A 14,221-nucleotide genomic window follows, 5' to 3' on the forward strand; every position below is an offset into this window, starting at 1 on the left:
TAAATCCACGCGTCAGCGGAACAGCTCCGCGCCACCACCGACCGCGGTCTGGTACGCGCGCGCCTCGACGCCCGCCTCGTCGAAGCCGGAGAGCATCGCCGCGGCGACCCGTCGACGGTCCCCGGGCCGGCGACAGACCGCCAGCACGCCCGGGCCGGCCCCGCTGATGGTCACCCCGGTCGCCCCCGCGTCGAGGGCGGCTCGCTTCGCCTCGTCGTAGCCCGTCACGAGCTCGGCGCGGGCGGGTGTGACCACGGACTCCCGGAGCCCGCGACCGACCAGTTCGGGGTCGTTCCGGTGCATCCCCGTCGTGAGCGTCGCCGCGCTCCCGACCGTCTCGACCACGTCGTCCATCGCCACCGTCTCGGGGACGACCTCCCTGGCGTCACGGGTCGAGACGACGATGTCCGGCAGGCAGACCACCAGCGGCAGCTCGGTGTCGACCGACGTGACGCCGTCGTCCCGCGCGATGGTGAACCCACCGACGATTGCCGGCGCGACGTTGTCGGCGTGGGCCGCCCCCGAGACGACCGCCTCGCCCTCGGCCGCCGCACGAACGAGCTCCTCGTCGGAGTAGCCCCGGTCGTACAGCGCGTTCAGCGCGACCGCAGCACCCGCCGCACTGGCGGCAGAGGACCCGAGGCCGGAGGCGGGGCGAACGCCCTTGTCGATCTCGATGCGCGCAGGCGCGTCGAGCTCCTGCGCGACCACGCCCGCCGTGTTCTTCGCCGGGTCGGTCGGGATGTACTGGCTGCCCGCGCCGGTCACCTCGATGGTGATCTCGGGGGCCTTCTCCACGCGGACCACGTCCGCGGGGGCCGACAGCGCCAGCCCGAACACGTCGAAGCCGCTGCCGAGGTTGGCGCTCGTGGCCGGCGCGCGGACTGTGAGCATGAACTCCCCTTTCGATAGTGCGGCCAAAAACCTAGCGGACGGAGCCGATTCTGCGTTCGTGAGGACACTGGCTGGATGATGTGTCGAGTGGGTCTGAAACATCGAACAATCAGAAAGCCCCGCCAGTCGTCGAACTCCAACCCACCACCAACAATCAGAAAGCCCCGGTGGGCTACGCTCCCGCGGCTCGCTGCGGTCCTCGCTCCGCTGCGGTCCTTACGTCGCCGGGAATCGCGTAGCCCGCCGCCCCTTTCATCCCCGCCCGCAACCGCACCGCACCTCACGCCTCCCCAGCCGATTCGCTCGCGCGAATGGCTCGCGGCCTACGGCACGCTCGCCAGCGTGAGAGCACGCTCTCACTGGCCATCGGAATCGCAAGCGATTCCGAGACAGCCGCACGCCATGCCGGTTGGTGAGGGATGCGATGCACGGAGTAGTTTACAACTCTTGTAAACTCCAGAGTCAGACACGAACACACCGACGGGCATCCAAAAGACCCTTCGCCCCCGGTGTCCGACCACGAACCATGACAGTCGGCATCGTCGGCGGTGGCATCGCCGGGCTCGCCGCCGCGTACCGCCTCCAGCGCCACGGCCACGACGTGCGCGTCTTCGAGGCGAGCGACGACCTCGGCGGGTTGGCCGCGGTGTACGAGACGGCGGGCGACCCCATCGAGAAGTTCTATCACCACCTCTCGAAGTCCGAGGAGACCATCGTCGAGCTGGCCGAGGACCTCGGCGTCGGCGACCGGGTCGAGTGGATCTACGGCAACGACGGCTACTACGTCGACGGTGTCGTCCACCCGCTGAACACCATCTGGGAGATCGCCGCCTACCCGCACATGAGCCTCTACGACAAGTTCCGGCTCGGGATGCTCACGATGGAGATAGACGTCCGCGGCGGGATTCCGAGCTTCGACACGTACGACGACCTCGAAGCGTACGAGGACGTTCCCATCCGCGAGTTCCTGGTCGAGCACACGACCACGGGCGTCTACGAGAACTTCTTCGAGCCGCTGCTGGACGCGAAGTTCGGCGACCGGAAGGACGACGTGTCGGCAGCGTGGCTCCTCGGACGCATCAAGTTCCGGGGCGAGCGCGACCTGCTGAAGGGCGAGCAGCTGGGCTACTTCGACGGCAGCTTCGCGGTGCTCATCGACGCGCTCATCGACGGGGTCGGGCGCGAGAACGTCCGGACCGGCGCGCGCGTCGTCGACCTCCAGACCACCGGAGACGGAGCCGCGACGGCCGACGGCGGGGCGGTGGCGGCCGAAACCGGGGTCGCCGGAACCGCCACAGTCGAGTCCGTCACCGTCGAGACCGACGACGGCCGCGAGACCCACGACGTGGACGCGCTCGTCGTCGCGGCGATGCCGAACGTACTGGAGGAGCTCACCGGCTTCGAGTGCGACATCGACTTCCAGGGCGCGGTCTGTGCGGTCGTCACGATGGCCGAGTCGCTCATGGACGAGACGTACTGGCTGAACGTCGCCCACGACGCGCCCTTCGGCGCGCTCATCGAGCACACGAACTTCGTCCCGCCGGAGCGGTACGGCGGCGACCACCTGCTGTACGTCGCGAGCTACGTCCAGTCGCCCGAGGAGTGGCTCTGGCAGGCCGACGACGACGAGGTCGAGACGCGCTGGCTGGAGCACATCGGGGAGATGTTCCCCGACTTCGACGAGGCGCGGGTCGAGGACGTGCGCATCTCCAGAAATCCCCGCGCCGCCCCGGTCTACGAGCGCGGCTACCTCGACATGGTCGTGCCCTACGACCTCGCGGACGAGGTGGCTGAGGGCGTCTACTACGCCGGGATGGCGAGCCGCGCGCAGTACCCCGAGCGGTCGCTCAACGGCGGCATCCTCGCGGGGTTCGAGTGCGCGGACCGCATCGACGAGAAGACCTGATTCGCCCGGTGTTCACGTCACGCCCGAGTCGACGTCGTCCTCACTCGCTCAGCCCTCGACCTCGTCCGGGTCCACGCCGGGCGCATCCTCCGGCGAGACGTCCTCGGGCTCCTCCTGCCCGCCGATGACGACCTCGCCGTCGGCCGTCTCGACGTACACGTCGTCGGCGAAGCCGCCCTCCGCGTGGGGGTGGTCCGGGTCGTCGAGCTTCTCCGGCGTCGAGGGGGCCTCGGCCACGCCGTCCGCGGGCGTGAACTCGCCGAGCGGGTCGTCGATGGTGATGGCGTGGTCCGCGAAGAACTCGCGGTAGCGCTCGTAGTGGGCCTCCAGCTCGTCGGCGGGGAACTCCATCATCTCGGTCCAGCCGTGGTTGTAGAAGTCGAAGTTCGCCTGGACGTGGGTTATCTCGCGGGCCTCCGCCTCGGGCATGTAGTCGAGCGCGGCGAGGTACGTGTCCATCGTCGCGTCGAAGAACTCGTCGAGGTGTTCGCGGCGCTCCTCGCGGTGGGCCTCGTCGGCCCGGTCGAGGAAGATGCCGGTGTGCATGTCGACCAGCCTGTCGTTGGCCATCTCGCCCACGACTGGCGCTGTCAACGCCGCCTTGAACGCGAAGTGCTTGACGTTCTGGCGTATCTTCATGTGCGGCGCTTGGGGGTGGACCATCAAGAACGTCTCGCCGCGGCCCTCGGCGACAACGATTCGAACGTTTGCGAAGATAGCAATCCACTTTAACCCCCGCACCAAACCCTCGGGACATGACCGAGTCGTACGTCATCATCGGCGATGGTATCGCCGGTGGGTCCGCGGCGAAGACACTTCGGGAGGAGTCGCCCGACGCCGACATCACCGTCATCACAGACGAGGGTGAGCCCCTCTACAATCGCATTCTGATCAAGGAGTACGCGAAGGGGAAGATCCCGATGGAGGACCCCCTGTTCCTCCACGACGAGGAGTGGTACGAGGAGCGCGACATCGCCCTCGAACTGAACACCCACGTCACCCGCATCGACTCGGACGGCCACGTCGTCCACACGCACGAGGGTGACGAGTACGAGTACGACGGCCTGCTCGTCGCGACCGGTGGCACCCCGCGACAGCTCCCGGTCGACAACTCCGACGCCGAGGGCGTCCATCACTTCTGGACGTTCCAGGACGCTCGCGGCATCGCCGACCACGCCGAGGAGTCCGAGTCCGGCATCGTCGTCGGTGCGGGCCTGCTCGGCATCGACTTCGCCGCCATCTGTGGCGCGCGGGGCATCGAGGCGAACTACCTCATGCGGGGCGACTGCTGGTGGCGTTACGCGCTCAGCGAGGACGGCGCGGGCATCATCCACGACGCGCTCCGCGAGCTGGACGTCGAGCCCGTCTTCCAGTCCGGCGTCGACCACTTCACCGTCGACGACGACGGCCACGTCACGGGCGCGGTCGACCCCAACGGCGAGGAGTTCGAGGGCGAGTTCGTCGGCGTCTCCATCGGCCTCGACTTCAACACCGAGTTCCTGCGCGGCAGCGGCATCGAGACGGACGGCGGCATCGTCGTCGACGAGTACATGGAGACCAACGTCGACGACATCTACGCCGCGGGTGACATCACCCGGTTCTACGACGTCATCCTCGAGGAGCACGCCCAGAACGGCTCCTGGGACTCCGCGAAGAAACAGGGCGCGGTCGCCGCGAAGAACATGACCAACGACGAGCCCGAGGAGTTCCGCCACGTCTCCTCGTACTCCATCTCGCACTTCAAGGACCTCCCGTTCGTCTCCTTCGGCCACCCGACCATCGGCGACGACGACCGCGAGCGCAAGTACTCGGACACGGAGTGGCGGCGGCTCACCTTCATGAACGACAAGCTCATCGGCGGCGTCCTCATCGGCGACCTCAAGCTCCAGTCCGCCTTCAAGCGCATCATCCGCGAGGAGCGCGACCTCAGCGGCCAGAAGGACCTCCTGCTCGATGAGGACTTCGAGATGGAGATGCTCGACGCGGCGGCACAGGAGCAGTAACGCAGCGGACGGTCTGTTTTGACGAACCGGACGTTTGGTGTCGATCTCCGTCACCGGGACGCGAAGGTTTAAGCCGTACTATGTCATATGTTGCCGTGGCCCATGGCAGTTGGTACCACTTCAGGACGGCACGTACACCTCGCCGCACGCGAGGTCGAGACGGTTCCTGCGGACGCGAGGCTGCGCCACGTCGACCAGCTCGACGACGAGGCGTTCGACCAATTCCTCCGCCTCGTCGACGGGGACACGGTGGACGTCCAGCGCGCCGCGGAGGCACCCTTCGAAGACGGCGAGATCGTCGTCCACACCGCCTACTACCGGGTCACGATTCAGTAGCGCAGTACCCCTACTCCCGCCAATCGACATCGTTTTCAGCGCGCCGAGGCGAGGTTCTCGCATGAACGGCGACGGCACGATGACGCTGGCGCTCGAACTCTCCGCGCTCGAGCGTCTCGCGAATCCGGAGTTGGTGTTCGACGACGCACGGCGCTGGAGCAAGTACGTCGGCGTCGTCTCCGACAAACCCACCTACGTCGTGACGAACTTCACCCGGAAGAACCGCATCCGGCAGGACTTCTTCTCGGGGCCACGCGGCAAGGGTGAGAGCCTGGAGAGCGTCGGCGAACAGTTCGACACCGACCGGCACGTCTTCGTCGGCACGACCGAGGAGGACGCCGAACTCGCCGACGAGGTCGGCTGGGAGTACCTCCCCATCGAGGATGCCGCCGACGCCGCGGGCTGGGAGATGGGCGAGCCCGCGGACGACGAGGAGCCGGAGGAACAGGTCCGCGACGACTGGCCCTGACAGCCGGGAGCGTCTGCTTTTATTACGTCTGCCGATGTCGGTCGATGTATGGGAGACGACATCTCCGTAGACGTCGAGGTAGAGGTGGAGGTCGACTCGGACGAACTCGAGATCGAGGTCGGGGACTCACGCACCGCCGAGGCCGAACTCGAGGCCGACGGCATCGAGATCGAGGTCGAGGTCGAAGTCGAGGTCGAAGGGGAAGAAGCGGACGACGAGGAGGACGAAGCCGAAGAGGAAGCGGACGGAGAGGACGAGGCGGAGGAAGCGGAGGAAGCGGACGACGAGGAGTAACCGCGGAGCGCGCCACTTTTCCTTTCGGAACGCCGAGAGGCCCGTATGACCGAGCCACGCGTCCCCGGTGGGTCCGGGACGGAGCTGTCGCTGCCGGACGGTCCGACGGTCGACGTCGGCGAGATCGACCTCGGGATGCGGGAGTACGTGCGTGACGGCGAACGCTACGCGGTCGTGATGGACGTCCACCCGCCGTCGCGGTTCTTCCCGGAGTCGCTGGTCGAGGTGCTCCGTGCGACCATCGAGCCGGCCGACGAGTTCGACGAGTTCGGGACGGTCCACATCATGGGCATCGTGATGGAGGAGTTCCCGGAGAAGGTCGCCAGCGCGGACGTGTCCGACGACGGTACCGTGGGCTGCTCGATGATCTGGCTGGCCGATTTCACGGACCGGCGACTCCACGAGATCGTCGTCGAGCTGGTCGTCGAGCTGATGGAGCACGCCGTCAGCCACAGCGACGACGACACCGCCATGTCCGAGTTCGAGCGCCAGATGCTGGAGTTCGACGTGGGCGAGTTCGTCGAGGCGTACCGCGAGCAGCGCGACTTCGAGAGCGAGCACGACCGCGCGCTCTGAGCCGAGACGGCGCGTGTGATTGTCTAACGCCCGTCTGACGCCGTTTTATGCCGTTGGGGCACGTGTACAGCATACATGCATACCCGCCAGGGCGAGTTCGAACGGATACGCACCGTTCTCGCGGAGGCGGACGCCGACGAACCGCTGTCTGCCCGAGAGATCGTCAGGCTCCTCGAGGAGCACGACATCGAGATCGATAGCCCGCACCGGGTCGCGACGGTACTCGGTCGGCACGCCGAGACGGGTGACGTGGAGGTCATCCGGTCCCAGCCGTACCGCTATCGGGTCCAGACGTCGGACGCGTCGGGGTAGATTCGCGCCGTCAGGACGGGTACGTTCGTATGACAGGCCACGGGTAGCGACGGCAGTCTCCGGCACGTTTGTCTGACGCCGACCGAGGAGCGACGCGTCTGCGCCACGTCACCACGACACGGGTTCGAATTTCGAAACGGCGTTACGTTTCTCGTAGTGTATCGTGGCGCTTATTACGATGTGCGAACTGGGTACCGACAGACAACCATGACCGGCGGGACAGCGGACGACACCGGCGACGGACGCACGATACTTCTCATCGGCAGCGGTCCCATCCAGATCGGACAGGCCGCCGAGTTCGACTACTCCGGCGCGCAGGCGTGCCGGGCGCTCCAGGAGGAGGGCGCACGAGTCGTGCTGGTCAACTCGAACCCGGCGACCATCATGACGGACCCGGAGATGGCCGACAAGGTGTACGTCGAGCCCATCACCACCGACGCCATCGCGGAGATCATCCGGAGGGAGAACCCGGACGGCGTCATCGCGGGCCTCGGCGGCCAGACCGGCCTCAACGTCACCGCGGCGCTCTCCGAGGAGGGCATCCTGGCGGAGCACGACGTGGAGATCATGGGCACGCCGCTGGACACCATCTACGCGACGGAGGACCGCGACCTCTTCCGCCAGCGCATGGAGAAGATCGGCCAGCCCGTCCCAGCATCGACGACGATCTCGCTCGACGAGGACGAGTCCGTGGGCGCACTCACCGAGGACGACCTCGTCGGGCGCGTCGAGGACGCCGTCGACGCGGTCGGCGGTCTGCCGGTCATCGCACGCACGACGTACACGCTGGGCGGCTCCGGCTCGGGCGTCGTCCACGAGATGGACGAACTCGTCAGCCGCGTCCGCAAGGGTCTGCGCCTCTCGCGCAACGACGAGGTGCTCATCACCGAGTCCATCGCGGGCTGGGTCGAACTGGAGTACGAGGTCATGCGCGACGCCGACGACTCCTGCATCATCATCTGCAACATGGAGAACCTCGACCCGATGGGCATCCACACGGGCGAGTCCACCGTCGTCACCCCCTCGCAGGTCATCCCCGACGACGGCCACCAGGAGATGCGCGACGCCGCACTCGAGGTCATCCGCGAGCTCGGCATCCAGGGCGGCTGTAACATCCAGTTCGCCTGGCACGACGACGGCACCCCAGGCGGCGAGTACAGGGTGGTGGAGGTGAACCCACGTGTCTCCCGGTCCTCCGCGCTCGCCTCGAAGGCGACGGGCTACCCCATCGCCCGCGTGACGGCGAAGGTCGCACTCGGCAAGCGCCTCCACGAGATCGACAACCAGATCACCGGCGAGACGACCGCCGCCTTCGAGCCCGCCATCGACTACGTGGTGACGAAGGTGCCACGCTGGCCCATCGACAAGTTCGAGGACACCGACTTCACGCTCTCGACGGCGATGAAGTCCACCGGCGAGGCGATGGCCATCGGCCGCACGTTCGAGGAGAGCCTGCTCAAGTCGCTCCGCAGCTCCGAGTACGACCCCGCCGAGGACTTCGGCGAGCTGGAGGACGACGAGCTGACCGAGCAGTACCTCGAACGCCCGAGCCCGGACCGCCCGTACGCGATGTTCGAGGCGTTCGAGCGCGGCTTCGACGTCGAGACGGTCGTCGAGGCGACCGGCATCTACGAGTGGTACGTCGAGCGTTTCCAGCGTATCGTCGAGGCCAGCAAGGAGGTCGTCGACGGCGAGTTCACGCCCGCCGCGACGGCCGGCTTCACGAACGCCGAGATATCCGCGCTCGCGGGCAACGTCTTCGAGGACAGCAGCCTCACCTGGCTCCCGGAGACGCGCGGTGCCTGGCGCGAGGCCACCGAGGTCGTGGCAGGGGCCGACGGCGAGACCGAGGAGCTCCCCGTCTCGGCGGCCCGGGCCGGCGTCGGTCAGGTCGAGGCCGACGTACCCGGCAGGACGTACAAGCAGGTCGACACCTGTGCCGGCGAGTTCGAGGCGTCGACGCCGTACTACTACTCCTCGCGCAAGCCCGAGTGGTTCTCCGGGCCCTACGAGGGAGCCGAGGCCGCGGCGGGCGAACTCCAGGTCGACCGCGACGCAGAGAGCGTCGTCGTGGTCGGCGGCGGCCCCATCCGCATCGGGCAGGGCGTCGAGTTCGACTACTGCTCGGTCCACGCGGTGCAGGCCCTCGAAGAGCTGGATATCGACGCCCACGTCGTGAACAACAACCCCGAAACCGTCTCGACGGACTACGACACCTCCGACGGGCTGTTCTTCGAGCCGATCACCGCCGAGGAGGTCGCCGACGTCATCGAGGTGACCGACGCCGACGGCGTGATGATCCAGTTCGGCGGCCAGACCTCCGTCGACATCGGCGAGCCGCTCGCCGACGAGCTCGAACGCCGCGGCGTCGAGTGCGACATCATGGGCACCTCGGTCGAGGCGATGGACCTCGCGGAGGACCGCGACCGCTTCAACCGGCTGATGGACGAACGCGGCATCGCCCAGCCGAAGGGCGGAAGCGCCACGAGTGAGGAGGAGGCCCTCGAACTCGCACGCGACCTCGGGTATCCGGTGCTCGTCCGCCCGAGCTACGTCCTGGGCGGCCGCGCGATGCGCATCGTCCACGACGACGCGGAGCTCGAGGAGTACATCGAGGAGGCGGTGCGCGTCTCGCCGGACAAGCCCATCCTCGTCGACGAGTTCCTCGAGGACGCCATCGAACTGGACGTCGACGCCGTCAGCGACGGTGAGGACGTGCTGCTCGGCGGCATCATGGAGCACATCGAGTCCGCCGGCGTGCACTCCGGCGACTCCGCCTGCGTCATCCCGCCGCGTTCGCTCGACGACGCGACGGCGGCCCGGGTCCGCGAGGTCGTCGAGGAGATCGCCGACGCGCTCGACACGGTCGGCCTCATGAACGTCCAGCTCGCCGTCAAAGATGGCGAGGTGTACGTGCTGGAGGCGAACCCGCGCTCCTCGCGCACGGTCCCGTACGTCTCGAAGGCGACGGGCGTCCCCATCGCCAAGCTCGCGGCGAAGGTGATGGCCGGCGAGACGCTCGCCGACCTCGACGTGGCAGAGCAGGTGCCGACCCACTACTCGGTGAAGGAGGTCGTCCTGCCGTTCGACCGGCTGCCGAACTCGGACCCGCGCCTCGGCCCGGAGATGAAGTCCACCGGCGAGGTCATGGGCACGGCGAGCACGTTCGGGATGGCGTACTGGAAGGCCCAGGATGCCGCGGGCAACGCCATCGAACCCGGCGGTGTCGCCGTCGTCGACCTCGACGTCGACGGCTACGACGAGTACTTCGACGTCACCGCGTTCGACGACGTGGAGGCCGCCATCATCGAGGCGACGGTCGACCTGGTCGTCAGCGACGACGTCGACGCGCTGAAGACCGCCGTCGAGGAGGAGGTCGCCTACCTCTCCACCGAGGCCTCCGCGAGGGCGTTCCTCGAGGGGCTGGCCGCGAAGGAGGGCGACCTCGAGGTGCTGCCGGTGCAGGAGCGTCCGCGGACCCAGCAGCGCTGGGGCTGAGGCGGTCACGACACCGGTTCGTTCTTCCCGTCGCGCCCGACCGGTAGCGGTGGCTCTGCAGCCGAGCGGGACGGTGGATTCGACCGTTGGCACTGCTATTTTGGCCCAATTTGGGACGGAACTGGGAAAATTCACTTTAACTAATACGTTCAGGTGCGTCCATGGTAACTGGAGTACTTCGCGGGGTGACCCGGCGGCTCCGTCGGGTGGTCGACCCACGGGCGTCGCTGACGGGGAAGTTCGTGGCCGCCGCGGCCGCGTCCACGCTCGTCGCGTTCGCCGTGGTGACGGTCGCGGTGTGGCAGGCGACCGTCCACCTCGCGACGACGTACGGGGAGGCACAGGCGATCTACCGCGGCGGCATCCTGGCGCTTGCCGTCGTGGTCTCGGGCAACGTCGTCGCGCTCGCGCTCGTCGAGCGGTCTGTGGTGCGCGGGGTCAGGAGCCTCGACCGCGAGACGCGCCGGGTGTCCGAGACGGGGCGCTTCGAGACGTCGTTCGAGCCGACGCGACGCGACGAGGTCGGCCAGCTTGCCTGGAGCGTCGCCGAACTCCGCGACCAGCTCGCCTCGCAGGTCGACACCGTGGAGTCACTGAACCGCGAGCTGGCGACGACCGCGACCGCCCAGACCCGGACGCTCTCGGCGGCCCGTCGCGGCGACCTCACCGGCCGGATGGACGAGGAGACCGGCGTCCCGCAGTTCGACGCGCTCGCGACGAGCTTCAACGGGATGATGGACCAGATGGAGACGATGGTCGCCGAGGTCCGGTCGTTCTCGCAGTCCGTCGCGGACGCCGCCCGCGAGGCCGACGGGAACGCGACCACGGCCCGGGAGGGCACCGTCGAGGTGACCAGGGCGACGCGGTCCATCAGCGAGGGCGTCGACAGCCAGCACGCTCAGCTCGCGGACACCGCACAGGCGATGGCGGATCTCGTCGACCGCGTCGAGGCCGTCGCCGACCGTGCGGAGACCGTCGCCGAGAAATCGGAGGCTGCCGCCGCGGCGACCGACGAGGGTGCGGCCGCCGCGACGGACGCATTGGACGCCGTCGGGGCCATCGAGCGACGGACGGCCTCGTCCGTCGACGAGATCGAGTCGCTCTCGCGGACGGTCGCCGACGTCTCCGACCTCGCCGACCGGGTGCGCGACCTCACCGAGCAGACCGAGCACCTCGCGATGAACACCGAACTGGAGGCGAAGAAGTCGAACGACGACGGCAGCATGAGCCACCTCGGCAGGCAGATACGGACGCTCTCGAACGACACCGAGGCCGCAGCCGCCGAGATCGAGGATGCGCTCGAGTCGGTCGAGGCCGACACCGAGTCGGCGCTCGCCGAGATCGAGCGCACGCAGGCCGCGGTCGAGCGCGGCACCGACACCATCGAGTCGGCGCTGGGGGCGTTCGACGCCGTCGAGGAGGTGGTCGACGAGACCGCCACCGACGCCTCGCGTATCGACGCCGCGACCGACGCCCAGACGGAACGGGTCGCCGAGATGCGCGCGAACGTCGAGACGGTCCGCGAGATCGGTGCGGAGACCGCGATGGAGGCCTCGCAGGTGGCGACGACCGCCGGCGAGCAGGAGACGGTCATCGGGTCCATCGAGCAGCGCGTCGACTGGCTCGCCGAGAGCGCCGGCAAGCTCGAGCGGGCACTGGAGCAGTTCACGGTGCGCTCGCCGGACTCGAAGCCCGGCACCGCGGTGGAGGGGAGTCGATGAGCGGTGACCCGGATGCCGTGACGTTGGCGGCCTCGACCGTCGGCCCGTCGCCCGACCTCGGCCCCGCCGATGCGGTCCGGGCACAGCTCGACGTGCTGGTCGCGACCGACGTCGACGTCGCGACGGCACGTGCCGACGGGGCGGTGCCCGCGAGCGTCCGGACGCTGTTCGACTTCTCGGCACCGGACTTCCGGACAGCCCACGGCTCGCTCGACGGGTTCGCGACGACGCTGCTCGGCCCCATCTACGACCGGCTCGTCGGCGCGGACGCGGTCGAGCGCGGGCCGACCGACCGTGAGGGCGGGACGTTCACGCAGGCCGTCCTGTCCCGCCATCCCGACGGCGACCGCACCTACGAGTTCACCGTGGCCCGGCAGTCCGACGGCAAGTACGACGGCTGCTGGATGACGACGGCCATCGACCTCGTCTACGACGGCCGGAGCCCGACGTTCCGGCGCACCCCGACGGTCCGGTTCGAGGGCCGCGAGGTCACCTGCGAGGTGGGCGATCAGCTTCGCTCCGTCCTCCTGGCCGCCGAGGGACACTCGCCGCACAACGACGTGACGCAGGTCGCCAACTGCGGCGGCAACGGGCTCTGTGGCACCTGTGCCGTCGCGGTCGACGGCGAGGTGAGCGAGCCCGGGTCCCGCGAACGACGCCGGCTGGATCTCCCGCCGCACGACGAGGAGAGCGGGCTCCGGCTCGCGTGTCAGACCCACGTCGAGGGCGACGTGACCGTCGAGAAGCACCGGGGGCTCTGGGGGCAGCACGTCGAGGACGTGGCCACGGGCGACGCCGACGAGGGGACGGACGACGAACCGCCCGAACCGGTAACCGTCACCGACGCGGAGTACGCTGGCACCTACGACTACGCCGGGACCGACGGGGGTGACGCGAGATGATGGACACCGACGCGGCACAGACCGACGAGACGATGCGGGACGGGCTCGGCATCGACAGCCTGCTCGGGCTGGGTGGCGTGCTCGGGCTGCTCGGCTGGGCGCTCACCCAGTTCCTCGCGAACCGCCCCGGGCTCGCGCTCGATGCGGTCGGCGTCGAGGGGACCGTCGTCGTGGTCGGCTTCTGGGCGGCCGCGACGGTCGCGATGGTCGGCGTCGGCGTGCTTGCCGGCGCACGAACGGTGCGGTACAGCCCGCTGCTGTGGCTGTGGGTCGCGCTCGTCGGGGGCGCGCTCGCGCTCGACGCGGCGGTCGTCTACGGCCTGGTGTCGTCGCCGGAGCTGGCGCGAACGCTGCTGTGGACGCCGTGGCCGGTCGTGCTGGCGGTCGGCTATCTCGTCACCGGCGTGGTCGCCACCCACCGGACCCGTGCGGCGTACCTGACCGGCAGCCTCGCCGCCGGGCTCGTGCTGCTCGCGGCCGTGCTGTTCCCGGCGACGGTACCGGACTGGGCGTTCGTCGCGACCGGTGTCGTCCACGCCGCCCCGCTGCTGGTCGACGCGCGCCTCGGCGGTGCGAGCGACGAGCAGCCGGTCGGGACCGGGTACGAGTTCCGTGACGTGCCCGCAGCGGGTGCGGAGGAGGAATCATGAGGCCCGACGACGGGAGGGAGCCGGGACGGAAGCGGTGTCGGCGCGAACTGTTGCGAACGGGTGGCGCTACCCTCGCGGCCGCCGTCGCCGCCGCCGGCTGTCTCTCGAACCCGTGGGGGCCGGAGCGACGGGCCACGGACGACGGAGCCAGCGTCGATGGGACGAACGCGACGACGTCGACGCCCCGGACGACGGCGGGGACCGAGCGCTCAGGGACCACGGACGGGACGGACCCGACGACCACGTCCGGTACCGAGACCGCCGCCCCCACGACGACCGGCGTGCCGCCCCAGGAGCGCGAGCCTGACCTCGTCGTCGACGTCGCGGCCGACGGCTTCAGCTTCGCGCCGGAGTCGTTCTCCGTCGCGGCCGGCGACACCGTCCACTGGGTGTGGCGGAGCGCGGGCCACAACATCCGGGTCCGGGAGAAGCCCGATGGCTCCGACTGGACGGGGACCCCGGGAACGGCCTCGGACACCTACGGCGAGGGCTACCTGCACGCACACACCTTCCGGACGAGCGGCCGGTACGAGTACTTCTGTGCGCCCCACCAGACGCTCGGGCTGGAGGGCTCGTTCGACGTGGAGTAGAACCGCGAGCCGGCACAGCTACCACCTGCGTACCGGCCCTGGACAGGCTACGTACGTTGGGTGTACCTAC

Annotated in this window: 14 protein-coding genes; 12 read left to right on the top strand and 2 right to left on the bottom strand. The window is 68.9% G+C overall.

The annotated features are described in order from the left end of the window. Positions 1–12: 12 nt before the first annotated feature. Positions 13–894, bottom strand: coding sequence for a homoserine kinase (locus tag NO345_RS04135; RefSeq protein ID WP_256296747.1), 882 nt, complete (start codon positions 892–894; stop codon positions 13–15). A 526-nt stretch (positions 895–1,420) separates the two neighbouring features. Between NO345_RS04135 and NO345_RS04140 the strand changes: the two genes are divergently transcribed. Beyond that, positions 1,421–2,800 (top strand): NAD(P)/FAD-dependent oxidoreductase, encoded by a 1,380-nt coding sequence (locus NO345_RS04140; RefSeq protein ID WP_256296749.1) that lies wholly within the window; start codon positions 1,421–1,423, stop codon positions 2,798–2,800. Positions 2,801–2,848: 48 nt separating this feature from the next. On the opposite strand, the gene NO345_RS04145 is transcribed toward NO345_RS04140, so the two are convergent. After that, positions 2,849–3,439: a DUF6149 family protein gene (locus NO345_RS04145; protein ID WP_256296751.1), complete on the bottom strand. Its 591-nt coding sequence runs from the start codon at positions 3,437–3,439 to the stop codon at positions 2,849–2,851. Between the two features lie 116 nt (positions 3,440–3,555). Here NO345_RS04145 and NO345_RS04150 point away from each other — a divergent pair, with 116 nt between their 5' ends. The 11 genes from NO345_RS04150 (at position 3,556) to NO345_RS04200 (ending at position 14,151) form a co-directional block, all read left to right on the top strand. After that, a complete protein-coding gene (locus NO345_RS04150; protein WP_256296753.1) occupies positions 3,556–4,803 on the top strand; it encodes an NAD(P)/FAD-dependent oxidoreductase in 1,248 nt (415 codons plus the stop codon). A 102-nt stretch (positions 4,804–4,905) separates the two neighbouring features. After that, positions 4,906–5,139 (top strand): DUF7979 domain-containing protein, encoded by a 234-nt coding sequence (locus NO345_RS04155; RefSeq protein WP_256296755.1) that lies wholly within the window; start codon positions 4,906–4,908, stop codon positions 5,137–5,139. Positions 5,140–5,200: 61 nt separating this feature from the next. Then, on the top strand, positions 5,201–5,608 hold the full coding sequence (locus NO345_RS04160) for a DUF7124 domain-containing protein (protein WP_256296757.1): 408 nt from the start codon (positions 5,201–5,203) through the stop codon (positions 5,606–5,608). Positions 5,609–5,656: 48 nt separating this feature from the next. Further along, complete coding sequence (locus tag NO345_RS04165; RefSeq protein WP_256296759.1) at positions 5,657–5,902, top strand: hypothetical protein; 246 nt, start codon at positions 5,657–5,659, stop codon at positions 5,900–5,902. A gap of 45 nt (positions 5,903–5,947) precedes the next feature. After that, a complete protein-coding gene (locus NO345_RS04170; protein ID WP_256296761.1) occupies positions 5,948–6,478 on the top strand; it encodes a DUF5815 family protein in 531 nt (176 codons plus the stop codon). Between the two features lie 75 nt (positions 6,479–6,553). Then, the gene (locus tag NO345_RS04175) at positions 6,554–6,790 is read left to right on the top strand and encodes a hypothetical protein (RefSeq protein WP_256296763.1); all 237 of its coding nucleotides are present in this window, start codon (positions 6,554–6,556) and stop codon (positions 6,788–6,790) included. 207 nt (positions 6,791–6,997) lie between these two features. Continuing rightward, positions 6,998–10,288 (top strand): carbamoyl-phosphate synthase large subunit, encoded by a 3,291-nt coding sequence (carB, locus tag NO345_RS04180; protein ID WP_256296764.1) that lies wholly within the window; start codon positions 6,998–7,000, stop codon positions 10,286–10,288. 161 nt (positions 10,289–10,449) lie between these two features. Then, complete coding sequence (locus NO345_RS04185) at positions 10,450–12,009, top strand: methyl-accepting chemotaxis protein (protein WP_256296766.1); 1,560 nt, start codon at positions 10,450–10,452, stop codon at positions 12,007–12,009. Next, positions 12,006–12,911 carry a 2Fe-2S iron-sulfur cluster-binding protein gene (locus NO345_RS04190; RefSeq protein ID WP_256296768.1) on the top strand — a complete coding sequence of 302 codons (906 nt, stop codon included), beginning with the start codon at positions 12,006–12,008 and terminating at the stop codon, positions 12,909–12,911. Before NO345_RS04185 ends, NO345_RS04190 begins: the two co-directional genes overlap by 4 nt. After that, positions 12,908–13,561, top strand: coding sequence for a hypothetical protein (locus tag NO345_RS04195; RefSeq protein WP_256296770.1), 654 nt, complete (start codon positions 12,908–12,910; stop codon positions 13,559–13,561). Before NO345_RS04190 ends, NO345_RS04195 begins: the two co-directional genes overlap by 4 nt. Next, the gene (locus tag NO345_RS04200; RefSeq protein WP_256296772.1) at positions 13,558–14,151 is read left to right on the top strand and encodes a plastocyanin/azurin family copper-binding protein; all 594 of its coding nucleotides are present in this window, start codon (positions 13,558–13,560) and stop codon (positions 14,149–14,151) included. The genes NO345_RS04195 and NO345_RS04200 overlap by 4 nt, the downstream gene beginning before the upstream one ends. Positions 14,152–14,221 lie beyond the last annotated feature (70 nt).

This window comes from Haloarchaeobius salinus, assembly GCF_024464185.1.
Taxonomy (GTDB): domain Archaea; phylum Halobacteriota; class Halobacteria; order Halobacteriales; family Natrialbaceae; genus Haloarchaeobius; species Haloarchaeobius salinus.

What these genes read in the sequence shown, in the direction of transcription:
- NO345_RS04185 (WP_256296766.1), top strand. Translation starts at nt 10,450, where the DNA reads ATGGTAACTGGAGTACTTCGCGGGGTGACCCGGCGGCTCCGTCGGGTG.
- NO345_RS04150 (WP_256296753.1), top strand. Translation starts at nt 3,556, where the DNA reads ATGACCGAGTCGTACGTCATCATCGGCGATGGTATCGCCGGTGGGTCC.
- NO345_RS04155 (WP_256296755.1), top strand. Translation starts at nt 4,906, where the DNA reads ATGGCAGTTGGTACCACTTCAGGACGGCACGTACACCTCGCCGCACGC.
- NO345_RS04175 (WP_256296763.1), top strand. Translation starts at nt 6,554, where the DNA reads ATGCATACCCGCCAGGGCGAGTTCGAACGGATACGCACCGTTCTCGCG.
- carB (WP_256296764.1), top strand. Translation starts at nt 6,998, where the DNA reads ATGACCGGCGGGACAGCGGACGACACCGGCGACGGACGCACGATACTT.
- NO345_RS04200 (WP_256296772.1), top strand. Translation starts at nt 13,558, where the DNA reads ATGAGGCCCGACGACGGGAGGGAGCCGGGACGGAAGCGGTGTCGGCGC.
- NO345_RS04160 (WP_256296757.1), top strand. Translation starts at nt 5,201, where the DNA reads ATGAACGGCGACGGCACGATGACGCTGGCGCTCGAACTCTCCGCGCTC.
- NO345_RS04195 (WP_256296770.1), top strand. Translation starts at nt 12,908, where the DNA reads ATGATGGACACCGACGCGGCACAGACCGACGAGACGATGCGGGACGGG.
- NO345_RS04165 (WP_256296759.1), top strand. Translation starts at nt 5,657, where the DNA reads ATGGGAGACGACATCTCCGTAGACGTCGAGGTAGAGGTGGAGGTCGAC.
- NO345_RS04190 (WP_256296768.1), top strand. Translation starts at nt 12,006, where the DNA reads ATGAGCGGTGACCCGGATGCCGTGACGTTGGCGGCCTCGACCGTCGGC.
- NO345_RS04135 (WP_256296747.1), bottom strand. Translation starts at nt 894, where the DNA reads ATGCTCACAGTCCGCGCGCCGGCCACGAGCGCCAACCTCGGCAGCGGC.
- NO345_RS04145 (WP_256296751.1), bottom strand. Translation starts at nt 3,439, where the DNA reads ATGAAGATACGCCAGAACGTCAAGCACTTCGCGTTCAAGGCGGCGTTG.
- NO345_RS04170 (WP_256296761.1), top strand. Translation starts at nt 5,948, where the DNA reads ATGACCGAGCCACGCGTCCCCGGTGGGTCCGGGACGGAGCTGTCGCTG.
- NO345_RS04140 (WP_256296749.1), top strand. Translation starts at nt 1,421, where the DNA reads ATGACAGTCGGCATCGTCGGCGGTGGCATCGCCGGGCTCGCCGCCGCG.